Consider the following 24,339-nt stretch of genomic DNA (forward strand, 5'->3'; position numbering starts at 1 on the left):
AAAACCTCTGCAATGGTATTGCAAAGTTTCAAGCACAGTTAAGTATTAGAAAGTTTAACTTTCTAAAAATCAATAAAAATTAAATTTTAGGAGGCTGCCAGATAGGGTCATAAATCTGGTACGCAAAGTCGTTTTTATGGAATAAGATCTTCTTTGAAAAATAAGCAGGTATCTGCTCCGGAATTTCCAACAAAGCATCCATTTTAAATGCAGAAACCGTCATCTGACAACAGCTGCATGCACAGAGCGGAGAACAGATATCTCCTTTTTCTGTAGAATGAACTCCATTAATACTTAATGAAATTTTATTATCACCTGTATTCAATGGATGGGACGTGTCTTCACATGGCATCAATGATAGCGCCATGAAGTAAATTGCCAATATCCATCTTAAGAGGTTCATTGTTACAAAGGTAGAGATTTTTTCTAAAATGGAAATCTACTCTATAACTTACTCGGAAAAAATATATTTTCTTGTCTTAGTTTCTTTGATTTATTGACTTTGTATTAAAAAAATTCATCATTTTGGCAATTACCACAACAAAAAAAGCAACAAAACAAACTATTTATTAAAAACAGCTTAAAACAATCCATTTTTTATTAAAAAATACTAATACAGCTTAAATAAACCAATATTAAGCCATAATTTTTAATAAATTTGCAAAAAAAATCGCATTAAATGCGACATTGTTTGTCGCATTCCATTTATAATTTTATAAAAAATTAATTAATAATTATGAAAACACAATTATTTTCGATTGCATTATTAGTGTCATCATTCACCTTCGCACAAAGTTGGAACATTGCCGGTAACACAGGAACAAATTCTTCAACCAACTTTATTGGAACTACAGATAATCAACCATTAGTTTTGAAATCTAATAATATAGAGGGTGTTAGAATTAGATCTAATGGGAATGTGGGAATAGGAATCACAAGTCCCGATGCTAAATTGCACGTAGCTCAAGATAACGTAAATAACCAAAATTTAGTTTTAGGAAAGTTTTCATCTTTCGGACCAACCGGGGGTACTGCTCTAGTTAGTTTAACATATAATAGTACGACTGCTAACCTGGAAGTAAATTCTACCTACGCAGGCAATGGCTTCAGATATGGAACTTATGGTGACTTTAATATTGAAAATGAGATTACAGCCCCAGATTTTGGAGCGATTAATTTTATTACAAACAAGAAAGTGCAAATGGCCATCAAACCCAATGGGAATGTCTCATTACAAGGTAAGTTCGAGGCCAAAGAAGTAAAAGTGACCCAAACCCCTACTGCTGATTTTGTTTTTGATGAAAAATATGATCTCCCAAAATTAGAAGAAGTTGAAAAACATATCAGAGAGAAGAAACACCTTCCTGAAATTGCTTCTGCAAGAATCATGGAAAAAGAAGGGGTAAATGTGGGTGAATTTCAGATTAAATTATTGCAAAAAATAGAAGAGCTTACACTGTATTCAATTGACCAGAATAAACAAATAAAACAACAGTCTGACCAGCTAAAACAACTTCAAGATGAAAATGAAGTTTTAAAAGCCCAGTCTGCAAAAATTGAAAAGCTGGAGCAACAGGTTCAACAATTATTATCAGCCAAAAAATAACCACAAATGAAAAAAAAATTATTATCGCTATCATCTCTGATGATAGGATTCTTCGGTTTCTCCCAAACCGAAGTCTATTTCAAATACGACGAAGCTGGAAACCAAAGATACAGAGGAATTGATGTCGCTGGTAAAAAGACTGAGGAAATTAAGAAAGATTCAAAAGTAGCAGCTATTGCCAAACAGGCTCCTCTTATTGATGAAAAAGCATTCTGGAAACAAATACGTCTGTATCCTGTTCCTGTCAATGATTACCTTACTATAGACTGGACTGAGGAAGTAGATGGACTCATAGAATCCATTTCATTGTATCAGCACAGTACTATTCACTGGAAATTTCAACAGCAAAATATCCCAGACTTAAACCGTCAGATTAAAATCAATATGACCGGATATGACTGGGGTATATATGTTGTGCGATTTACGTTAAAAGACGGCAGAATTTTTAGTAAAAACATCACCAAACGATAAGGATCATGAAGTTTTACGATAAGAAAACACAACTATTTTCATCATTTATACTGTCCTTATGTTCGGTATTAGGCTTTTCACAAACGATATTATATCAGGCAGAAACTAGTGCCCGTACTGTTCAGGATCCGCAGACAGTGATCATGGCACAAGGATTTCATGCTAAGGCATCTATTTCAAATCCTTTCGTTGCCAAAATAGGCCCTGCTACGGAAAACCCTGGCGGAGGGCAAACTGATTCAAATGCAGGCGCAACTAATCCATCGGGAACGACAGCCCCGGATGGAAAGAGTTTTCAGGATACCAAAGGAAATATAGAAGTTAACGGAGCTGGACAATTACAATTCACTTTACCTATTCCTTTACCCCCGGGTGTGAAATCTGTTGCTCCACAAGTGAATTTACTTTACACTAGTGGTGCTGGCAATGGAATAGTAGGATATGGCTGGAATATTTCAGGGATTACAGCGATCTCAAGAATTGGTAAAAATATAGAAAAAGATAGTGAGATTAAAGGAGTCCAATTGGATTATTCTGATTATTATAGTTTCAATGGAAAAAGATTAATTCTCAAATCAGGAGAATATGGTAAAGATGGAGCAGAATATGTAACCGATAACTATTCTAATATCAAAATAAAATCTGTTGGAGCAATTACAGGACAAGCATGGCAAGGACCTGAATATTGGGAATTGACTTTTGAAGACGGATCACAAGCTTGGTATGGAGCAACAACAGCAGGAAATAACAATGCCAGAACGCCTATTGAATACAATATTGTAAAATGGAAAGATACTCAAGGCAATTACATCTCTTATAATTATTTACAAACTGCATCTGCTAACGTTGCTGTAATATCAAGTATTGAATGGGGAGGAAATGATGATCTTAGTAAAGCACATTTTAATAGTATTACATTCAATTACAATACAAGAATTTCAAGAAACTTAAAAGAGATGTCCTATATAAATGGAATTTCATTGTTTCAAGATAAACTTTTAAATGATATAGTTATAAAATCTAATAACACTCAATTTAAAAGATTTGCAATAGAATATAGTAATAATGGTTCAAATTACCAATTTGTAAATAAAATAACTGAGTTTAATGCAGACGATAAGCCTGCAAATCCTATCCAATTTGAAAATGAATCAGATCCGCTCATTACAAATATATTTAAGCAAGATTCTAGATTTGATGATATTTATGAAGCAAGGGTTTCTGGAGACTTTAACGGAGATGGAAAATTAGATTTTATTAAGGGAAACACTTTAATGCTTGGGAGACTTGATGGGACAGGTCAATTTATAACTGTAAACTATACCGGAACAGCAATTGGAGCGGTAACTGTACCAAAAGAGAATAAAATGACTTCTCGTCAGGCTATACTAACTTCAGAAATTGACTATCAAAATAAAAAAGTATATATTAAAACTTATCTTTTAGAAGAAAATAATACACTTAGTAATATCTCAACTAACCAAATAGATTTAACCAGCTATTCTAATAATGTCGTGTCAGGTGCACCATATCAGTATAACAATAATGGCTGTACAATGATGTTAGCATATATTCAAAAAATTAAAGAAGGAGACTTTAATGGTGATGGAATATCTGAAATATTACTTATGATAAATAGGTTTCAAACCGGTTATCCTTGTCCAGTAAATACATCTACAAGCAATATGTATATTTATATGGACTTAAAAACAGGAGTGCATAAAGATATATCCTATTTGTTCTCAGGTATGGACAATTATGATAAAGCAATAGTTGCCGATGCTAACGCTGATGGAAAATCTGATATTTACATAGCTACTGACAAAATAAAAGTTTATTCACAAAATAATAATACCTTTAATGAAATATTTAACACAAGCTTAGAGTCCTCAAATAATTTATATGCAGGTGACTTTAATGGTGATGGCAGGATGGATATAATGGCTCCTATTGCTAATGATTCTTCAGATTGGAGAATGTATATTTCCACAGGAAAAGGATTTGTTAAGCACTATTATTCTAACTTATTTTTATATCAACCCAGTCCCCCAACTGGCGCTCCAAGAAAAAACAGAAGCATTCTAAGAACCTATTCCACTTCAGACCTCAATAAAGATGGGAAAAGTGATTTTGTCATTTTCGAATCTCAGAAATGGTTTAGAGATAACGTAGACAATTGGAACAATCCGGACTCTAGTTATGGATTCAATTACTTAAGGAATGAAGGGGTAGACACTGCTGGAAAACCTATTTTTTCTAATGTATATAATATAGCTCCTAAAGAACTAGACTGGGATGGGGAAGACTTGAACTATTCCATGTATGGGGAGCATTATGTTCCATTATTTGGTTCATTTAGGATCGCACAACTCAATACAGAGTTTGCCATTATTCATAAAACAAAATTAATCACCTGGGACTTAGGAAGTAAGATTAATAAAATTTCAAGAATAACTTCAATTACACAAGGAGGTCTTAAAACTGACATTGAATATTCAAATTTAATTAATAATGGAACTGTTTATAAATCTTATTATGACACCAATGCTGTTTCTTATCCATATTTTAATATTTCAGAAAACATTAATTATACTGTAGTTTCAAAACTTATTCAGGGAGAGAGAAAACAGGAATTCAGATACCGTGATTTAATTGGTCATTTACATGGTAGAGGGATGATTGGTTTCAGGCAAACATCAAGATCTACATTCTTTGCCAGTGGTTTTGAGGGCACAAAAATATGGACTGGTGCAGAAATTACCCCTTTAAACGAAGGATTACCTTATAAAGAATGGTCAATAAGAACAAGTGATGAATCTAAAATTTTCCCACCAGATATCTCTTTAAATAATACACAATTATTGTCATTTAAGCAGTATGATTACAAAATTGATAAACTCATAAATGGGAATATAGTTACAACGGTTGCTGATATAGATAAACCAAAAGTTGTTCTAGCCATTAATCCATACATTACTACTTCTAAAGATTTTTTAACGGATATTAAAACAGTTCACACAGTTGAAAGTTATGATAATTTATACCTCCCTAAAAAATCGGTAACTAAGATTAATGATGGAATCGCTATTTTAACATCTGAACTAGAATATTACCCTCCTAACCTTAGTTCTGGTTCCAATTATAGCATTGGCAAACCCAAGGTTAAAACAGATGTTGCACAAGCTTATGGTGATACAAAATCTACCAAAGAAGAATATATCTATGAAAACAATCTGCTAAAAACCTTAAAAACCTGGAATCGTGATAATACAGGTTATTTGCTTGAAACATACAACTATGATGGTTTTGGAAATATTATCCAGAAGGTAATCAGCAATAGTGTTGACTCACAAACCCAAACAAATGGAACCTTATATGATCAGATGGGACGATTTGTTATAAAGAAAACAGATAATTTAGGCTTAGAAACCAATATTGAATATAACGATTTGGGACAGATAATAAAACAAACCGATCAATTAGGGAATACGAATGTTAATACCTATGATTATTGGGGAAAACTTTTAACCACTAAAACCAATCTTGGAGGTACAATCACCTATCAATATAACAGAGATAGCGATTCTAATATTACCGTTACCCAGTATGATTCAGATGGAGATATTTCAAAAAAATATACCAATAAGCTGGGACAGGAATATAAAGTCTCTACGAAGGCATTTGGACAGGGACAATTTGTCTCTCAGGAGATCGGGTATGATGTACTGGGCAGAAAAATCAAAGAGTCTGAGCCTTACTTTGAAGGGCAGAGTTCGAGTCAATTTAATACCATTGTTTATGATGACACGGTTTTTCCTGCTAAAATAACAGCAACTTCATTTAATGGTAAAAAGATGGAGACCTCTGTTTCCGGTTTAACAACTACTGTAAAAGAACTAAATGGATATGGGAGAACAACGTCAAAAACTACCGATGCCCTAGGTAATGTAAGTTCTTCTACAGACAAAGGAGGAACAATTCAGTTTACTTACAATGCGGCAGGCGAACAGATAAAGGCACAATATGCAGAAAACATTGTGACCACTAAGTACGATTCCTGGGGAAGAAAATCAGAGTTTAATGATCCTTCCAACGGAATTTATAAATATGAGTATGGCGGATTTGGACAACCCCTAAAGATCATAAGCCCTAAAGGAACTAAGGAATATACTTATAACACTTTGGGTCAACTTATTTCTCAGAAAGAGTTATCTACAGTCGATAGCGGACAGGCGACCAATAAATTGATTTCTTATTCATATGATAATAAAGGAAGAGTCATTTCCAGATCGGGAACCTCTAAAGGGAAAGCTTATAGCTCTAATGTAGCGTATGATCCTCAGGGAAGGCTCTTATCCTCATCTGAAAGCAGTAATGGGAAATATTTTATCCAAAAAGGAATTACTTATGATGATAAAGCAAGGGTAATTTCTTATGAAAAACAACTCTATTCTTCGGGTGTTCTTACTAAAGTTCAGATTGAAAATGTGTACAGTGCATGGAATGGTGAGTTGTACCAGGTTAAAGATAAGTCAGCAGGTAAGATATTGTGGGAGCTCAAAGAAATCAACGCCAAAGGTCAGGTACTAAAATCCAGACTAGGCGCAGCAGATATTAACAATACTTATGATACGAGTGGTTTCTTGACAAATGTGAATCATTCCTCACAGGTAAAACCAGGTATTCTACAACTATCCTATTCATTCGATGCAATCAGGAATGAACTCAAGAGCAGAACTACCGGAGGAGATTTTAACATTAACGAATCTTTTGATTATGATGATAATAATCGTTTGGTGAACTGGACTAATCCTGTAACTGGAATTAAACCAACAACTAACAGAAATGTTTACGACATCAAAGGAAGAATTACCCAAAACGATCAGGTAGGAACGATTAAGTTTGAAAATTCTGCTAAGATTTATCAAGCTACGGGAATGACCCTAAATGCTGCCGGAGAACAGAATTATAATAATGATTTAATACAAAGCATTACCTACAATGAGAACAATGACCCTGTATTCATTGATGGAATGAAAGGAGATGTTGCCTTCCAGTATGGATTAATTTCAATGAGACAGAGAGTAACTTATGGAGGTAATTTTAGTGCTGATAGTGATGGTAAGTTTACTAAGTTTTATAGTGAAGATGGAAGCTTTGAAGTCGTGAAAGATAATACAACAGGAAAAGAGAAGCACATTCTTTATATTGGAGGGAATCCTTATGAATCTAATATCATATATTTAAAAAACTTTGCAGAGAATAGTGGTTCTTACAAATTTTTGCATAAAGATTATATTGGAAGCATCTTAGCAATCAGTGATGAAGCTGGAAACAAACTGGAACAAAGACATTTTGATGCATGGGGTAATTTCACACATTTACAAATAGAAAATGGGGCAATTGTCACTGATAAAAATATAATTGACAATGCTTCGTTATTATTGGAAAGAGGCTATACCAGCCATGAGCATTTTGCAGAAGTAGGCATCATCCATATGAATGGTAGATTGTATGATCCTTTATTGAGAAGATTCTTAAATGCAGATGAGAATATTCAGGATCCTTATAACACCCAGAATTACAACAAATATGGGTATGTGTTAAACAACCCTTTGATGTTTAACGATCCCACAGGTGAAGTGATTGGAATTGATGATGCATTGATTATTGTTGGTATTGCAATACTTTCATCGGCTGCTACAGATTATTACTTGAACAGGCCAGTCAATTTCATTAATATGGCTCAATCTATAACTATGTCTTTGGCTTCTGCGGGAATAGCAAATGGCATTGGAGATATATTCAAAATAGGAAGTACAGTAGCAACAAAATTAGGAGAAACAGGAACAACAATAGCTAAAGCAGGAGCTCATGCTATCACTCAAGGAACTTTGTCTTACGTACAGGGAGGTAACTTCTGGGGTGGTGCTTTAAGTGGTGCTTTTGCAAGTGTATCTAATGATTTACTTGGATTAGCTACAAGTAAGGTAGGTGAAAATAATATTTTGAGGAGTGATGGGTTTGCCCTCTTCAATGGAGCAGTAAGTGGTGGCGTTGGTTCTGTACTTGGAGGTGGAAACTTCTGGATGGGAGCAGGACAGGGATTGATTGTTACAGCTTTTAATTTTCTTGCTCATAAAGAAAATACTACCGAAAAGAATGACCAGTTTGAACTCGGAGAAGATTGTCCAACCTGCCCTAAAAACGCTAAAAATGGAGATATGTACAGCACTAATTCTCCTTATATTTGGGAAAAGGATTTTTGGACTTGGGATCATTTTACTACTGAGAGTAAATTGTATCAGTATTATAACGGTAGATGGAATGAAATGAAATTGATCACAGGTACTTTCCCATTAGGAGGTCCTGCAGGTGGTGCCAGTGGGTTGAAAAGTTTACCAGATGCATTTAATAGGTTTGCAAAGTTTACTAAACATTTTTCAAAACATGCAAAAGATTGGTCAAGCTGGGGTTCCATTTCCAAAGTTGCTTATTATAACAGAGCTGTAAAATTAGCTGACAGTAATATTGGAGGGAAAGTTGTAGGCTTTGTGTCAAAGCAAGGATGGACATTTAAATACAATAAAGCTACAGGTGAGTTCCTAACAATACATCCTAAAGGCTATATTGAAACCTTTTTCCGTCCCAAAGGAGGTATGGATTATTATTTAAAACAAGTACAATTATATGGACACTAACAAATATGGAAAATTCCCGTGCCCTTGTTGCGGATATTATACTCTTAAATATAAGGCTGATAATACATTTCAAATATGTCCTGTGTGTTATTGGGAAGATGATGGTATTCAATTTCATGATATTGACTATGATGGCGGAGCAAATACTGTAAGTTTAAGAGAAGCAAAAATTAATTTTGAAAAATACGGAGTAATAGAAAGTCAATTTATAGAATTTGTTCGACCTCCTCTGCAAGATGAAAAAAAATGACATTAGAGTAGAAGAAGTCGGAGATATTAATTCAGAATATCCTTACTTAGAAGTTTTCTGTAACGAAGATGTATCTCCTTTTTAGAGATAGCAATTTATAATAAAGAATTATCATTTAAAATCTATACTCTTGAAAAAGATATCGTATTGAATTATGAAGAAAGGACACATATCCAAAAGACGGCTAATGATTTTCTGCCATGAGTTTTAAAGGATGAAGATGATTATAATAATTATTATTCATGACAAAAATGCGCAATGGAAAGTAATTTAGAATTGAAAATTCACGATATTAAAAAATTTTTAAAAATTTTAATAGATAAATTAGACCTAATCGATGAAAAGGTATTTATGGATCAAGATTTATATTGGAATATTCTTGATACTGAATTATATGATGTCTATAAAGACCCTAATGATTTGACGATTGGAAGCATCATAGAGGACTACGAGTTTATTAGTGCAGTAATAATGGGAAATAGAGATATTATTGATTATGATTTATATAAATTAGCATCCCTCTTAAGGTTTTTAGGCAAAAACATGATAATTACAAAAGCTCAGAATATAGATAACTCCTAATCTTCATAAAAAATTTCAAAACAAAAACCGTTGCTAAAAAAGCAACGGTTTTTTTAATAAAAAGCCACCGCAAAAGCAGTGGCCAAAAAATCAATCTAATTATAAACTATGGACTGTATCTTATAAATTCGGGTTGTTTTCAGATTCTCTCTGCGGAATACTGAATAAATAATAATTGCTATTCGGTACAAAAGCAGATTTATCCGGGAAATCAAGAACAGAATGTCCTTTACCATCTACGGTTTTTACTGTTCCATCCGGTGTCGTTATCTGAACTTTTATCGGTTTACCCTCTGCATCTACAAATGGTTTTCTTACTACTGTCCCCTGCGTTCTTATAATATCCGAAAGGGAGAATCCTTCTCCGAACAATTCTTTTCTTCTTTCGATCAGAACTGCATCTACTACCGCATTCTGTGCTAATGAACCATTATAAATATTGGCATTTCTTGCTGATTTCAACTGATTCAGAACGGCTACTGCCTGAGATACATTTCCCGTTCTGGCTTCAGCCTCAGCTTCAATCAGATACATTTCCGCAGCTCTCATGTAGACAATATCTGCAATAAGGGTTGATTTAAATTTAAACTTAGCATATTTCAGTAATCCTTCTCTTCCTTTCTGTCCGTCCCATGAAAACAATTGGGATCTGATATCATTGGCATCAAAAAGACCTTTAAAGTAAGGATCTGCCATAAAGCTGTAATAATAACTTCCTGATGAAGATACATCCAGATAATGGAATGCATAGCTTGCATCAGATTGTTCCTGAGTCTGCCCATGTCCCCAGATCCATTCTGCATTGTTGATATCATTAAAACCATCTTTATATTTTTCCGGCGCCATCAAAGGGAAACCTTCTCTGGCAATTTTTGCAGAAGCTGATGCTTTACTCCATTCACCGGTATTCAGATAGGTTCTTGCCAAAAGGCCATTCACTACAGCACGGTTGATCTTATCTTTGTTATTTCTTGTATAACTTTTCAATAGATTATCAGCATCGGTAAGATCACTCTTAATCAAAGTATAAATCTCTTCAAGACTTGCTCTTTTCTTCCCTACCGTACTTGTCGTAGAAGGCTCAATATAAATAGGAGCCGTTAAAGCTGTTTTGTCCTTAAGATAACTGAACTGATAGAAGCTCGCCAGATTCAAATAACAGAAAGCACGTAATGCTTTTGCCTGTCCTTTCACCTGATTTTTTTTCTCCTGACTTCCTTCTGTCCCGTCAATTCTTGTAATAACATTATTCATATTATTGATGGTAGAATACAACATGGTCCAGATAAATAACGGACGAGAAGCTGTACTGTTCACCATTTCGGTAAATGCATAAGTAGAAGCAAAACCATACTTATTAGTCAATACTGCTACATCACTTCCCATCGCATCACTAGCTCTTAAAACTGTGGAATATCCAATGTTGGCAAAGGTAGTTCCGTCATTATTAAATTTTGCCCAGGTACCGTTTACTACAGTTTCAGCACTTTCTGCTGTTTTGAAAACTTCCACACTGCTAGCCTGATCGGTTGGAGCGGTATCCAAGTCATTTTCACAGCTTGTTAGCGAGAAAAATCCGATGAGTGCAAACGAGAGATATATTAATTTTTTCATTGTTTCAATTTTAAAAGGTTAAAGAGTGGCCTGAAGACCAAAAGTGATTGTTCTCATGGCTGGATATCTGTAATAGGTTGTCCCGTCCAAAGCCTGCTCAGGGTCCATCCCTTTGTGTTTATAAAAAGTCAGAAGATTTTCTGCCTGAATATAAATTCTGAACTTTTTAAGTCCTATTTTCTCAAAATAAGATTCAGGAAGTGTATATCCTAAGCTTACATTTTTAAGTCTTGCATACGTTCCCGAATATAAGAATCTCGAAGATGTAGACGTCCAGTTATTCGTAGTGGTACTCAATCCAGGAACATCTGTATTAGGATTCTCCGGAGTCCATCTATTCAGCATTTCGGCACTCCATGCACGTCCGCCGGCACTTCCGTTATGCATGATGGAAGTATAATCGTTATCCAAAATTTTTCCGCCTATTTTAAATGTCAGCAATCCTGAAAAATCAAAATTCTTATAATTAATGCTCGTGCTGATTCCTCCAGTCAGTTTAGGCAATGCGGAACCTTGCAGCAATTTTGTGGCTTTTGAATATTCTGACGTAGTTCCTTCCACTGAGTTTCCGGTGGCATCTGTAGTAACGGTTTTCCACAATGGCTTTCCATTGCTTGGATCTACTCCAGCCCATTCCGGAATAAAGAAATCATATACAGAACCTCCTACTGTTAATAATTTTGTTCCCACAACAAGAGAACCCGCAGGTAACTTTGTTACTTTATTGTTTAAAGTACTTAAGTTAACATCCACATTCCATTGGAAATCTTCGGTTTTAATCGGTGTTGTGAATAGTGAAAATTCAAATCCCGTATTCTGGATCGTTCCGATATTGGCTGGATAATCACTGATTCCCAATGATGGTGCCACCGGCATATTAAACAGAAGATCCTGACTTTTTCTTTTAAAGTATTCAATATTTCCTTTAATTCTGTTATTCAGAATCGCAAATTCCAATCCTACATTTAAGTTAAGGTTGGTTTCCCACTTCACATTATTGGTAGACGTTTTTTCCAGTGTTGTTCCCGGTTCTCCACCAAGACTGATAAACCTGTACAGCTCCTGATAAGCGTAATAAAGTGGCTGTCCGTTTGGTCGAAGTAATTTATCATTCCCCTGTCCTCCGTAGCTGGCACGTAATGTCAACTGATTGAAAACATTCAGGCTTTTAATAAATTCTTCATTTGAAATCTTCCATGAACCTCCTACTGACCAGAATCTCCCCCATCTGTTATCTTTTTCAAATCTTGAAGAACTGTCTGCTCTTCCTGAAGCGGATAAGAAATAAGTATTATTATAATCGTAATCTACTTTTCCGAGGAAACTCAATAAGCTTAATTTATTACTGTTTCCACTGAAACTTCCTAATAAAGAAGCGGCATCCGGCTCATAATAGTAAGGCAATGAGAACTGGCTTCTCGTTCCTGAAATCGTCTGATAATCGTATTTATAGAATTCGTGTCCTGCCAAAACATTTACATGGTGCTTTCCAAATTTCTTATCATAGGTAAGAATATTACTGGTAGTATAAGAAAGTGTTCTAGCACTGCTTTTCGTCACCGAACCTCCAATTTCAGCACCTTGTCCCAGCAATGGATTTGAATAATAATGTCCATAATAGTTGACTAAATCTACGGAAAAACTTGTCTTGAATTTCAACTCCGGTAAAAAGGTAAATTCCATGAATCCTTTCCCTGAGAAGTTATCTTCTTTATTTTCATTTTTATCCAGCGGCAGCGTTGCTGCTGCATTCTGGTTCTGAAGTGCATTCGTAGGTCTGTATTTCCCAAAATCATAAATTCTGTCTCCGGCAGCATCCAGCACAAATGATCCATCAGGATTTCTTTCATAATAAGGATAGAATGAAGGAATAAATCTTGCCACATTGATGATATTGCTTGCTTTGGAATCTGAAGAAGTAGGCGCCTGCTGTACACTGTTTGTATAGCTTAAATTCACCCCGACATTCAGCCATTTTTTCACTTCAGAATTGATCTTTAATCGGGTATTATATCTTTTAAATCCTGATTCAATAGCCATTCCTTTGTCATCCAGATAGCCTAGGGAAAAGAAATAATTACTTTTCTCACTTCCTCCACTTATATCAAGATCTACCTGATTTCTTGAAGCCACTCTCTGTAAGATGTCTCTCCAGTCGTCATTCCATAAAGGGGATGCCCCAGGTAATAATTTTCCGTCTGTTCCTACAGGTTTTGCATAACTTGTTCCGTAAGGGTTGATCCCAAGTGTGGAAACAAGATTGTCTGTCGCCATCTGGGCTGCCTGTTGAGCAGACACTTTGCCAGATTGATAGCCGTTTCGCAATGCTTCCCAATATAATTGAAAATACTGGTCTGTATTGACCTGTTCATAATCTTTTACGGCTCTTCCTGAGAATCCCTGGCTGATATTAAAATTAACTTTTGCTTCTCCTTTTTTACCTGATTTTGTAGTAATGATGATAATTCCATTGGCACCTCTTGAACCATACAATGCACTTGCTGTAGCATCTTTCAGAACACTTATAGATTCAATATCACTTGGACTGATAGCGTTCAGATTTCCGTCAAATGGAATCCCGTCCACTACATATAAAGGATCGCTGGAAGCACTTATAGAGCCAATTCCCCTGATTCGGATCGTAGAAACTGCACCCGGCTGTCCTGATGCACTTGTCGTTTGAATTCCCGCAACCTGTCCTTCCAAAGCTTTGGTAATATTGGTAACAGGTCTGTTATTGATCTTATCACCGGAAATGGTTGCTACTGAGCCTGTATAGCTGTTTCTTTTCGCCTTTCCATAGGCCACCACCACTACTTCATCAATTTCTTTTTCATGGAGGCTATCTTTTTTGGGCTTGGAATTTTGTGCGTTTACATTGGTAATTCCCAGAAAAAATGCAGCAACCGGAGGTATCCAAGCTTTAGAATTAAATAAATATTTACTAATCATAATCAATTTTGTTTATCATATATTAAAAATTTACCCTTTGCAGAAAAGACAGCAAAGGGCATCGATAAATACGATAAACCAAATGCTTATTTTTCCTTTAAAGGCTGAACGTAACACCTTGCCTCTTGGAGGTAGGTTGTTAAGATTTCACAGGGTCAGTTCCCTCCATCTTTCTTTATAAGCCGATCGAAATATGACTGCAAAGCTATAAAGTTTTAGTCTACAAAACAAGTAGACTTATATTTTTTCATGATAAATTTTTAAAAATTAACATAATATTTTAATAAAAGTCATTAAAATAGGGAGTTACACTCGTTATCACTTTCACAAACATGACAAATATCATTATCAATAATTCAATTGAGCACACAGTATGCTTTAATGAAATTTTTGACCATTAATTGAAAAAAGTTTTTAATTTTATGGGATGAAAGTTTTGATTATAAACGGTCCTAATCTCAACCTTTTAGGTACCAGAGAACCGGAAATCTATGGAAATGTTTCTATGGAAAGCTATTTGGAAATTTTAAGATCTGAGTTTCAGTCTTATGAATTAAAATATTACCAGTCGAATATTGAAGGAGAGCTCATCAACAGACTTCAGGAAGATGATTTTGATGCGGTCGTTATTAATCCCGGAGCTTTTACTCATTATTCCTATGCTATTGCGGATTGTTTAAAAAATATCCGAAAGCCAAAAGTAGAGGTTCACATCAGTAATATTTATAAACGAGAAGAATTCAGACAGAAATCTGTCACAGCTGCCAATACAGATGCTGTTTTATCCGGCTTCGGAATGGATGGATACAGATTGGCTTTATTAAGTTTGAAGTAATTTTCAGGAATTATTTTGTCCACTGATTACACAGATACTTATGGATTATGAGCTAAAATTCACTGAAAAAGATCTTCATAATTAGCTAGATTTATGAGAATTAAAATAAAAAAGCCTCATCTATGATGAGGCTTTTCTGTATATTATATATAACTATTAGATAGTTTGTCCCTGCAATTGAGGTCCTGAAGCAATTAATTTCTTACCTTCTTCAGTATCACAATACTGCTCAAAGTTTTTGATATATCTTGAAGCAAGATCTTTTGCTTTTTCCTCCCATTCTGAAACATTTTCGTACGTATCTCTAGGATCTAAAATTCCTGTAGAAACATTTGGTAATTCAGTAGGAATCTCAAGGTTCATGATCGGAACCTGAGTTTTAGGAGCGTTATCGATAGAACCGTCAATGATGGCATCAATAATTGCTCTTGTATCTTTCAAAGAAATTCTGTTTCCAGTACCGTTCCAACCCGTATTTACCAAATATGCTTTAGCACCGTGCTCCTGCATTTTACCGATCAATGTTTTAGAATACATTGTTGGGTGTAATGTAAGGAACGCTTCTCCAAATGCAGGTGAGAAAGATGGCTGAGGTTCTGTAATTCCTCTTTCAGTTCCGGCTAATTTAGAGGTATAACCGCAAAGGAAATGGTATTGAGCCTGATCTTCATTCAAGATGGAAACCGGAGGAAGTACCCCGAATGCATCTGCAGAAAGATAAACAATCTTTTTAGCATGACCTGCTTTAGAAGGCAATACAATTTTGTTAATATGATAGATTGGATAAGAAACTCTTGTATTTTCTGTGATCGATCCATCTGTATAATCTGCAACTCCATTGTTCACAACAACGTTTTCAAGCAGTGCATCTCTCTTGATCGCTCTAAAAATATCTGGTTCTTTTTCTTCTGATAAGTCAATTACTTTTGCGTAGCATCCTCCTTCGTAGTTGAATACTCCGTTATTATCCCAACCGTGCTCATCGTCACCGATAAGGTATCTCTTAGGATCTGCTGATAAAGTCGTTTTACCTGTTCCTGAAAGACCAAAGAATAAAGCTACATCACCTTTCTCTCCAACGTTTGCAGAACAGTGCATGGAAGCCATCCCTTTTAATGGAAGATAATAGTTCATCATTGCGAACATCCCTTTCTTCATTTCACCTCCGTACCAAGTACCTCCGATGATTTGCAATTTTTCAGTAAGGTTGAACATAATGAAGTTCTCAGAGTTTAATCCCTGAGCTTCCCAGTTAGGGTTTGTTGTTTTAGATCCGTTGATTACTGTGAAATCCGGCTCACCGAAGTTTTCAAGCTCATAATGAGAAGGACGAATGAACATGTTTGTCACGAAATGTGCCTGCCATGCTACTTCAACGATAAATCTTACTTTAAGTCTAGTATCTGCATTGGTACCACAAAAAGCATCTACTACATAAATCTTCTTAGCTTCAGAAAGCTGGTTCATCACTAGTTCCTTACAAGAACCGAAAATTTCCGCTGTTGTAGGCAAATTTACTTTACCATCCCAGAAAATTGTATCTCTTGTAACATCATCCTGAACAATATATCTGTCTTTAGGTGAACGACCTGTGAAAATTCCTGTTTTTACTGATACTGCGCCAGACTCTGTAAGCTCAGCCTCCTCAAATCCTTGATTTTCAGGAGAAACTTCAGCCTGATATAATTCTTCATAAGAAGGGTTATACACTACCTCATGGTTTCCTTTAATCCCTAATTTCTCTAAATCCTGGATGATTTTAGTGTTTTTCATTTTACTTATATTTTCTATTTCTTTATTGACTGCAACAAAAATAATATTAATTATTTGTTAAAAGTGGTTTAAATATACTGATATAAGTCAGAATGACAAATAAAAAAACAGGATTGTAAAACACTGATTATAAATCAATTATATTTTCCCATTCGAAAATTGTTGTAAAACCTTTCTCCCAAAAATAGTCTTTAAAGCCCCCAAATTTGGCACTCATAACGAAATCTCCACCCCATGCACCCAAACTTTTGACAAATGAGGGGCAATCTGAAAATATCTTTTCCTTAACTGTGAGAATTTCAAGAAAATCGGCAATTTTCCGCTCATGAATCATCATTAATTCGGAAAAATTTTCCAATTCACCGCATAACAATATTTTCTTTGTGATTTCTGAAAATTCGTTCACCAGTTCTGGAGACTTCTTTTTTGATTTATAAAAATTGATTCCTTCTCTACTATCCTGCTTTTGATTTAAGTGAATAAAGATCAATTCATTTTTAAAGGAAGGATTAAAATTTACCTTTTCATAGTTGATCTCGGGTTTGCTCTGAAAAAGAACCGCAGATTTTTCTTTCGCCACTGCGATATCATATCCGCTTCCACCCAGACTGATTGTATTAAGATGAAAAGGATCAATTTCTGCCCATTCTGCAAGATTGTTCATTAAGGTAGAACTGCTTCCCAGTCCGTAATCTGCAGGAAATTGAAGGTTTGTTTTTAAATAGTAAGTAGAATTACTTTTGAATGTAGTTTCGGAAAGCTGCTGAACGTTCTTTAAGGTTTTTGTAATAAATTCAGCGCTTGATGGAATGTTGGTTTCTAAGATCTGCCAGTTTTTATAATCAATGACAGCCTTTAACCATAGGATATTCTGATGATAGGCCTCCCAAATAATCAGGGATTTTTCATCGTCTTTTTCTTCAAAAAAAAACTCTTGTCCCAGCTTGGTAGGTACCGCTAAGACAAGAGCTCCGTCGATTGCGAAATATTCTGAAGTAAGCATAAGCTTGCCCGGTGAAAATATCGCATTCATATTCTTTTATTAGATAGCAGAAACTGCATCTACAGATCCGTCAATTTTTTTGATCAATCCCTGAAGGGTTTTTCCTGGTCCTACTTCTACGAAGTTCGACGCCCCATCTTTAATCATATTCTGAACAGATTGTGTCCACTTTACAGGACCTGTAAGCTGAGCGATCAGGTTTTGTTTGATCTCCTCAGGATTTGTTACTGCTGTTGTAGTGATATTCTGATAGACAGGAATGGTTGCTTTTCTGAACTTTGTTTTTTCGATAGCCGCCGCCAGTCTCTCCTGTGCAGGCTGCATCAATGGTGAATGGAAAGCTCCGTTTACCGGTAACAACAATGCTCTTTTTGCTCCTGCTTCTTTTAGTTTTGCGCAAGCTTCTTCTACTGAAGTGGTCTCTCCTGAGATCACCAATTGTCCTGGGCAGTTATAGTTTGCCGGAACAACAATTCCACTGATCTGTGCACAGATTTCTTCAACCTTAGCATCATCTAGTCCTAAGATTGCGGCCATAGAACTTGGGTTGGCATCACAAGCTTCCTGCATCGCTTTTGCTCTTTCAGAAACTAATTTTAAACCGTCATCAAAGGATAAAACACCGTTGGCAACTAAGGCCGAAAACTCTCCTAAAGAGTGTCCTGCCACCATTTCAGCCCCAAGGCCATTTACTGCCTTTAAAGCTGCTACTGAATGTATAAATATTGAAGGCTGGGTAACCTCTGTTTTCTTAAGATCCGCGTCCTCTCCGTTAAACATAATGGAAAGAATATCGAAACCTAAAATTTCATTGGCAGATTCCATCAGATCTTTGATATCTTTTCTAGAATCATACAACTCTTTTCCCATTCCTACGAACTGAGAACCCTGCCCTGGAAATACAAGTGCTTTCATGTATTGAATTAAATATTATGCAAATATAACTATAATGTTAACAATATGCTTTTAAAGAATCATAAATCATTTAAGGGACTAACCTAATTACTCGGTAGCCTGTATTTACATAAGCACCGTTCGCTTTAGATTTCACAAACTCAAATTTCGTAGCAAGCTGAGTCTGAACCTTATTCATCTGCTTAAAGATCTCTCCTTTTTTATTTTCTCTGGTTAACATGTCGTTTACTACATCAAAACCTACAATAGCATATTTTGGTGGAGTTTTACAGTATTTGCTTTTATAAGCAGCCAAAATCTCTTTTTCAAAATTACCGTCAGAATTGATCTTTCTATCCATTAGATATACCAAGCTTGCCTGGCTCAGCTCATCCACTCTCTTCTCAAAAATTGGAGAATAGAACATACTGAACGCCTTCACGCCCTGTACCTCTTTAGAAATAGCAATAATTCTGTTGGCAAAAGCATCTCCTGCAGCATTGTCATCATTGGCCAAAACAGCAATAACCGGTGCAGACTGACCAGTCATCATATTCTGATCTAACTGAATATCTGCCGGAGAATTAACGATAATGATATTAGGATTTTTTACTGCTTTTTCAAGTCCAGCTTTGATGTAATTGGCATTTTCTTTTTTAGCATCTGCCACTACATATATTTTCTGGTCGGAATAAATTCCTTTTACTTCTTCTACAATCTTATCAGCATAGGTCTGATTGTTGGTTTCAACAATAATAAGATTGCTATAGTTATATAATTCCGGAGTGTTAGCAAATGGTGCTACAACCGGGATTTTCTGATTCTTTGTAAAATCAAGGACATCAATTACATTGGATTTAAAGAATGGCCCGATAATAAGGTCTGTATTATCAGGGTTGATCTGCGTCAAAGAGTTTTTGAATGACGCTTCATTTCCTGAATCTACGACTTTAATATCCAATTTCTGCCCTCCTCTTGCATTTCTTTCAATAGCAAGTTTAGCTCCTGTCAAAAAGTCAAGTGCCATTGTTCTATATTGGGTTTCGTTTGTGCTGTACCCAAATGGAAGCATTAAAATCACACTAAGAGCATCGCCGTTTTTCTTTATATACGCTGCATCCTGCTTTTTGATCTTTAAAACCATTCCGGTTTTTAATCCGTGCGAAAGATCCGGGTTCAGAGCAATAAGCTCATCTATTGAAACCCCGAATTTATTAACAATGGAGAAAACTGTATCTCCCTGTTGAACAGTGTAGGTCACATAATCATCTCCTACAGCAACATTGGAAGAAGGAGTCGATTTTTCGTTCCCGGAATCCATTTTTGCTTTTGGATTCACTGGTTCAGCAACTGCATCGGTATTTGTATGAGTATTGGATTTTTTTATTTTGATAGAATCACCAGGTTTAAGTCCTTTATCTTCCAATCCTGGATTTAAAGCAAAAAGATCTTGCTGGCTGATGCCAAACTGTTTGGTAATTCTGTAATAATTATCTTTAGACTGGATCACATAAGATTCTCCATCTACAGCACTCGTAACACTAGTAGGTGTAATCGTTGTTATTGTTTTTTCAACAACAGGTTCAGAATGCTTTTCTACTGCTACAGCTTGTTGGTCACCACCATATTTTTTAATGCTGGCAAGAGGTAATGTTATCTCATCTCCTATTTTCATGTGAGAATCCAATTCAGGGTTCAATTTTCTCAAATCGGTTTCAGAAATTCTGTATTGTTTTGTGATGCCATACACTGTTTGTTTTGGCTGTAAAACAATTTTACCCAAAGAAGAAGCACTTGTGTTTGAAGTTACTTTTTCGGCAGGAGCCGTTTTGGTCACCACCGGAGTGGCTGCTTTCTCTGACTTTATTGTTAAAATATCTCCAATAGCCAGCTTGCCGTCTTTATGTTTAGGGTTTAGCTTCAGCAATTCATCTACAGTCATTCCATACTTTTTGGCAATGTTGTAAGGATTATCACCTTGCACAACCGTATGTGATTTCTGGGCTGAAACTCCCAAAACCATACATAAACTGGATAGAATAAAAAACCTCTTTATCATATTCGATACTTATAATTTACAAAAATACTTCTTTAAAATTAAATGGCAACAATTATTAATTTGGAATCTTGAACCACCATTTCTTCCAAACAATTTTCAAGCCACGAATAGCCATAATCTGAAAAGAATACACTAAAGTTATACACTCTCTCCTGCCAGGTTTTGGCCGGGTGAACATCTAAAAACAGTTTTTCAAGTCTTTCCAGTAATTCATTCTGCTTTATTTTCTCGGCATGAAGCAGACGTTTTTTCATTCTTTTGAACGATTTCAACTGTCGTACTTCTTCTGCTTTCACCATATTTCCAAAAGATTTTTCAGTAGTTTCTGCCGAAGCTTTCAACGCTGAAAAGCTGCTTACCAATACCTCTTCTTTCTCTTCCAGTAAATGTAAAATCGGATTGTCTTTTAAAATCTTCTGATTGGTCAATACTGTGAAATTCTGGAAAAAGTCCTCTATTTTAAGATTCAATTTCTCAATCTTTCCTAAGGTTTTCTCTTTCAGGAAAAGCATAGAGTTTCTCGGAATCAGGATAGGAAAAGGAATAGCAATTTTTGAAAAATAGTCTTTAAGTTCCAGCCAGTACATGATTTCGGCATTTCCGCCGATATACGCCAGGTTGGGCAGCACATTTTCCTGATACACCGGACGCATTAAAGCATTTGGACTGAATCTTTCAGGATGGTTTTCCAATTCAGCCAGTATTTGTTCTTCTGTAAACTGAATCGTTTTATCTACAATAACAAATTTTTGTCCGTTGAATTCAATTCTGTCTCTGGTTTCTGAAAGATAGAAAAGATTGATCTCGCGAGGATTTACCTGAACTTTCCCATACTTTTCAGTGAGAAAGTCTACTTTATTTTTAGACGTTTTCTGTAAACTGAAATGAAGAAGTTCATCTTTAAAAATATCCTTCATCTGATTTTTAAGTTCCTTAGAGTCTCCATCCAGAATCAGAAGCCCAAATTCTGAGAAAAGACGGTTGACAAGAATCTTTATCGCTTCAGTTAAAGTATTTCCTACTTTATAAGCCTCCTTCATCATTAAGATCAACTCAGTTCCGAAAATAGAATCTTTGAATTCTTTTTCAAATTCAGAGATAAAATAGGTGTCACTGATCTCAATTCTTCCTACTGGTCCTCCGGATTTTTCATTGGTTTCGTAATAATTATTTTCGGTTTTAAAATGGTTGATCTCAGCAAAATCATGATCTTCTGATGCCATCCAATAGACCGGAACGAAATTAAAATCAGGAAAATTTTCTTTCAGATAGGTACATGTCTTTATGGTCTGAAGAATTTTATACACAAAGAAAACAGGCCCAGAAAATAGATTTAGCTGATGCCCGGTTGTAATGGTAAATGTATTCGGCAGTTTAAGGTTTTCCAGATTTTCTCTTTGTTTTGAGGAAAGGGAAAGGTCTGAAAGCTGACCTTCAAATACATCTGATAAAGTATTTCTCCGTTCTGATGAAAAGGAATCTTTTTTCAGATGAATCTGTTGCCTGAAGTGATCTAAGGAAAATGTATTATTTTCAAAACCCTCAATTTTCTGCTGTAAAAAATCTTTTACCAGCTGAGGAATGCTTTCTATATTGTTAAATGATATTTTGTTTATTGTTTTCAACCTGTATCGTTTTTAGTTGAACAAATACCACACGATCCCGATGTTCAATCTGAAATCATATACCGGATAATGTGGAAATGCATATGCTTTGTTATTGGAAATAACTGTTCCTATCTGCTGACCTTCTATGAAAAAGAACATCTTTTTCACTTTCATGTTAATGTAGATATCGGCGATAGGCTGTCCTCCAATTGAAAATGAGTCTGCTCTGGGAAGAATATATTCATTCAGAACAGGGAAATAATCTCTTGATGCAAATTTAGAGAAGTAATATATTTTAACTCCTGCCTGAATTTCAGCTGCTTTTTTGAATGCCTGTGTCTGGTAGAAGAAATTGGCTCTACCGATGAAACTCGGCATAGGAAGTAATTCTTTATTGGTCAAGGTATTCTGGAAGTGCAGCCTTGTATTCAAATGAAATTTATTGAAGCTGAATGTAGCATCACCCCCGATCTGAGAGATATTCACAGAATTATCACTTTGTTTTGGAGCCCTATTGCTATCAAAATAAGTATAGTTATCGATTCTGAAATAGTTGGCGAAAATTTCTGTTTTAAACCATTTCAGATTGATACTTCCTCCTATTTCCATTACAGATTGATTCTTTGCATTTTCAAGATAATAATTGAAATTATTATAAACCGAAGTATTCAATAAGTAATTAAAGGAAGGATATGCACTTTGGAAATTCACTTTAGCATTAACAAAGTAATCCTTGATAGGTTCAAATTTCAGATTATTGGTTGTTTTAAGATAACTTTTAAATTGGCTTCCGTTTGAAAATTCCAGGAATGAGTTCAGTTGGATTTTATCCCAAAGTTTTACCTGTAGATTTCCTACGGCTCCGATTCTGCTTTCTTTAAGCTCACCAGGAAAAGGTACACCATTAAGGGCAACAACATCTCTGATTCCTAATTTAATCATCTGATAACGTACTCCGGCATCCAGTTTAAATTTTTCATTATTAAAAATCAAACTTACTGTATTGCTTAAATTTTCGGAATATTTTTTTGTTGTCAGCGGGAAACCATTAACCAATTCTGTAGGTACAGCATACCAATAAGGCTCCAGAGCTGTCTGGTTGTAATAATATTTATTCCCCTGATGAGAAATAATATGTCTGATACTGAAAGGGAATTTCCCTGAGTTGAATGGTGTAAACTGATGGCTCAGATAATATCTTCTGTAAGCAAACTGAGAACTTGAAGAGGCTAAATTTACCTGTGCGTTTTGTCTGTTACTATAATTGCTGTCACCACTCTGAAACAGATTATCCTCAGTAATCCCACCACTTTCCTGATTGTTTATATTTTGGTGAAGATAATGAGCAAAGAGTTCATAGTTTCCGCTTTTTGAAACATAGTGTCCAGAGAATAGCGTATTGTTATTCGCTGACAATGAATTTCTGTACAGTCCCTGAGAACGAAGTCCCATATATTCAAGAGCAAAGTTGAACCTTTTCCCAATATTTTGGGTATAAGTAGATCTTAAAGCGGCCCCGTTTCGCATGGCATTATGATAAACAAATGTAGCGGTAGGTGTTTTTACATCATAGTATTTCACATCATTCGCCCCAATGATCATATAGGATTTATTGGAGGGTAGTAAAGAAAGATTCTGCTCATCATTGACTTCAAACACAAGAGGGTTGAATCCTGAGCCAATGTTGGCAGGCTGTACTCTCCCAAAGTTATCTTCATTATTTTGCTGTGAAAATATATACGTTTTATCAAAAGTCATAACGGTATCAAAAACTTTCTTTTCAGAAAACTGAGTCTGATACAGGTAATCATTAATAGTAGGTTTGAAAATTTTCAGGGAATCTTTTTTCCCGGAATCTATAACAAGAGTATCTTCTTTTTTGGGTTGAGGCTTGTTACCAGCTTTATTAACAACCTGAGCGTTGGCTACAAAACTTAAAGAGAAGAGTATGAAAAGGATGTACTTCATTATTCATTATTGTACAGCAAAAAT

Annotated in this window: 15 protein-coding genes and 1 riboswitch; of the genes, 6 read left to right on the forward strand and 9 right to left on the reverse strand. The window is 35.4% G+C overall.

Going from position 1 to position 24,339, the window contains the following annotated elements; genetic code table 11:
- Positions 1 to 79: 79 nt before the first annotated feature.
- Positions 80 to 403: a DUF6660 family protein gene (locus tag AC07UM_RS10670; protein WP_494683519.1), complete on the reverse strand. Its 324-nt coding sequence runs from the start codon at positions 401 to 403 to the stop codon at positions 80 to 82.
- A 333-nt stretch (positions 404 to 736) separates the two neighbouring features.
- Here AC07UM_RS10670 and AC07UM_RS10675 point away from each other — a divergent pair, with 333 nt between their 5' ends.
- The 5 genes from AC07UM_RS10675 to AC07UM_RS10695 all read left to right on the forward strand — a co-directional run bounded on the left by AC07UM_RS10675 (position 737) and on the right by AC07UM_RS10695 (position 9,610).
- Positions 737 to 1,606 (forward strand): cell wall anchor protein, encoded by an 870-nt coding sequence (locus AC07UM_RS10675; RefSeq protein ID WP_494683518.1) that lies wholly within the window; start codon positions 737 to 739, stop codon positions 1,604 to 1,606.
- Between the two features lie 6 nt (positions 1,607 to 1,612).
- Positions 1,613 to 2,077, forward strand: coding sequence for a T9SS type A sorting domain-containing protein (locus tag AC07UM_RS10680; RefSeq protein WP_494683517.1), 465 nt, complete (start codon positions 1,613 to 1,615; stop codon positions 2,075 to 2,077).
- A gap of 5 nt (positions 2,078 to 2,082) precedes the next feature.
- Positions 2,083 to 8,778, forward strand: a complete 6,696-nt coding sequence (locus AC07UM_RS10685; RefSeq protein WP_494683516.1) for an RHS repeat-associated core domain-containing protein — start codon at positions 2,083 to 2,085, stop codon at positions 8,776 to 8,778.
- Positions 8,768 to 9,028, forward strand: a complete 261-nt coding sequence (locus AC07UM_RS10690) for a CPCC family cysteine-rich protein (RefSeq protein ID WP_494683515.1) — start codon at positions 8,768 to 8,770, stop codon at positions 9,026 to 9,028. Before AC07UM_RS10685 ends, AC07UM_RS10690 begins: the two co-directional genes overlap by 11 nt.
- 258 nt (positions 9,029 to 9,286) lie before the next feature.
- Entirely contained in the window at positions 9,287 to 9,610 is a 324-nt protein-coding gene (locus AC07UM_RS10695) for a hypothetical protein (RefSeq protein ID WP_494683514.1), read from the forward strand.
- Between the two features lie 120 nt (positions 9,611 to 9,730).
- Here the strand turns inward: AC07UM_RS10695 and AC07UM_RS10700 are convergent, their stop codons facing one another.
- Both AC07UM_RS10700 and AC07UM_RS10705 read right to left on the reverse strand, forming a co-directional pair.
- On the reverse strand, positions 9,731 to 11,224 hold the full coding sequence (locus AC07UM_RS10700; protein WP_494683513.1) for a RagB/SusD family nutrient uptake outer membrane protein: 1,494 nt from the start codon (positions 11,222 to 11,224) through the stop codon (positions 9,731 to 9,733).
- 18 nt (positions 11,225 to 11,242) lie between these two features.
- Positions 11,243 to 14,176, reverse strand: a complete 2,934-nt coding sequence (locus AC07UM_RS10705) for a SusC/RagA family TonB-linked outer membrane protein (RefSeq protein WP_494683512.1) — start codon at positions 14,174 to 14,176, stop codon at positions 11,243 to 11,245.
- 83 nt (positions 14,177 to 14,259) lie between these two features.
- A riboswitch (SAM riboswitch) is annotated at positions 14,260 to 14,360 on the reverse strand.
- Positions 14,361 to 14,603: 243 nt separating this feature from the next.
- On the opposite strand from AC07UM_RS10705, the gene AC07UM_RS10710 reads away from it, so the two are divergent.
- Positions 14,604 to 15,011: a type II 3-dehydroquinate dehydratase gene (locus AC07UM_RS10710; protein WP_494683511.1), complete on the forward strand. Its 408-nt coding sequence runs from the start codon at positions 14,604 to 14,606 to the stop codon at positions 15,009 to 15,011.
- Between the two features lie 156 nt (positions 15,012 to 15,167).
- Here AC07UM_RS10710 and pckA read toward each other — a convergent pair whose 3' ends face one another.
- The 6 genes from pckA to AC07UM_RS10740 form a co-directional block, all read right to left on the reverse strand.
- Positions 15,168 to 16,784 carry a phosphoenolpyruvate carboxykinase (ATP) gene (gene pckA, locus AC07UM_RS10715; RefSeq protein ID WP_494683510.1) on the reverse strand — a complete coding sequence of 539 codons (1,617 nt, stop codon included), beginning with the start codon at positions 16,782 to 16,784 and terminating at the stop codon, positions 15,168 to 15,170.
- A gap of 127 nt (positions 16,785 to 16,911) precedes the next feature.
- Positions 16,912 to 17,817: a GYDIA family GHMP kinase gene (locus AC07UM_RS10720; protein ID WP_494683509.1), complete on the reverse strand. Its 906-nt coding sequence runs from the start codon at positions 17,815 to 17,817 to the stop codon at positions 16,912 to 16,914.
- Between the two features lie 9 nt (positions 17,818 to 17,826).
- Positions 17,827 to 18,702, reverse strand: coding sequence for an ACP S-malonyltransferase (gene fabD, locus AC07UM_RS10725; protein ID WP_494683508.1), 876 nt, complete (start codon positions 18,700 to 18,702; stop codon positions 17,827 to 17,829).
- A 70-nt stretch (positions 18,703 to 18,772) separates the two neighbouring features.
- Positions 18,773 to 20,740: a LysM peptidoglycan-binding domain-containing protein gene (locus tag AC07UM_RS10730; RefSeq protein ID WP_494683507.1), complete on the reverse strand. Its 1,968-nt coding sequence runs from the start codon at positions 20,738 to 20,740 to the stop codon at positions 18,773 to 18,775.
- Positions 20,741 to 20,778: 38 nt separating this feature from the next.
- Positions 20,779 to 22,365, reverse strand: coding sequence for a bacillithiol biosynthesis cysteine-adding enzyme BshC (gene bshC, locus AC07UM_RS10735; protein WP_494683506.1), 1,587 nt, complete (start codon positions 22,363 to 22,365; stop codon positions 20,779 to 20,781).
- Positions 22,366 to 22,377: 12 nt separating this feature from the next.
- Positions 22,378 to 24,315, reverse strand: a complete 1,938-nt coding sequence (locus AC07UM_RS10740) for a putative porin (RefSeq protein ID WP_494683505.1) — start codon at positions 24,313 to 24,315, stop codon at positions 22,378 to 22,380.
- Between the last annotated feature and the right edge of the window lie 24 nt (positions 24,316 to 24,339).

The organism is Chryseobacterium sp. GW821-FHT04C04, from assembly GCF_059420365.1.

Excerpts from the sequence above, each read along its gene's own strand:
- AC07UM_RS10695 (WP_494683514.1), top strand. The coding sequence starts at position 9,287 with ATGGAAAGTAATTTAGAATTGAAAATTCACGATATTAAAAAATTTTTA.
- fabD (WP_494683508.1), bottom strand. The coding sequence starts at position 18,702 with ATGAAAGCACTTGTATTTCCAGGGCAGGGTTCTCAGTTCGTAGGAATG.
- AC07UM_RS10685 (WP_494683516.1), top strand. The coding sequence starts at position 2,083 with ATGAAGTTTTACGATAAGAAAACACAACTATTTTCATCATTTATACTG.
- AC07UM_RS10720 (WP_494683509.1), bottom strand. The coding sequence starts at position 17,817 with ATGAATGCGATATTTTCACCGGGCAAGCTTATGCTTACTTCAGAATAT.
- AC07UM_RS10710 (WP_494683511.1), top strand. The coding sequence starts at position 14,604 with ATGAAAGTTTTGATTATAAACGGTCCTAATCTCAACCTTTTAGGTACC.
- AC07UM_RS10690 (WP_494683515.1), top strand. The coding sequence starts at position 8,768 with ATGGACACTAACAAATATGGAAAATTCCCGTGCCCTTGTTGCGGATAT.
- pckA (WP_494683510.1), bottom strand. The coding sequence starts at position 16,784 with ATGAAAAACACTAAAATCATCCAGGATTTAGAGAAATTAGGGATTAAA.
- AC07UM_RS10675 (WP_494683518.1), top strand. The coding sequence starts at position 737 with ATGAAAACACAATTATTTTCGATTGCATTATTAGTGTCATCATTCACC.
- AC07UM_RS10730 (WP_494683507.1), bottom strand. The coding sequence starts at position 20,740 with ATGATAAAGAGGTTTTTTATTCTATCCAGTTTATGTATGGTTTTGGGA.
- AC07UM_RS10705 (WP_494683512.1), bottom strand. The coding sequence starts at position 14,176 with ATGATTAGTAAATATTTATTTAATTCTAAAGCTTGGATACCTCCGGTT.
- AC07UM_RS10680 (WP_494683517.1), top strand. The coding sequence starts at position 1,613 with ATGAAAAAAAAATTATTATCGCTATCATCTCTGATGATAGGATTCTTC.
- AC07UM_RS10700 (WP_494683513.1), bottom strand. The coding sequence starts at position 11,224 with ATGAAAAAATTAATATATCTCTCGTTTGCACTCATCGGATTTTTCTCG.
- AC07UM_RS10740 (WP_494683505.1), bottom strand. The coding sequence starts at position 24,315 with ATGAAGTACATCCTTTTCATACTCTTCTCTTTAAGTTTTGTAGCCAAC.
- AC07UM_RS10670 (WP_494683519.1), bottom strand. The coding sequence starts at position 403 with ATGAACCTCTTAAGATGGATATTGGCAATTTACTTCATGGCGCTATCA.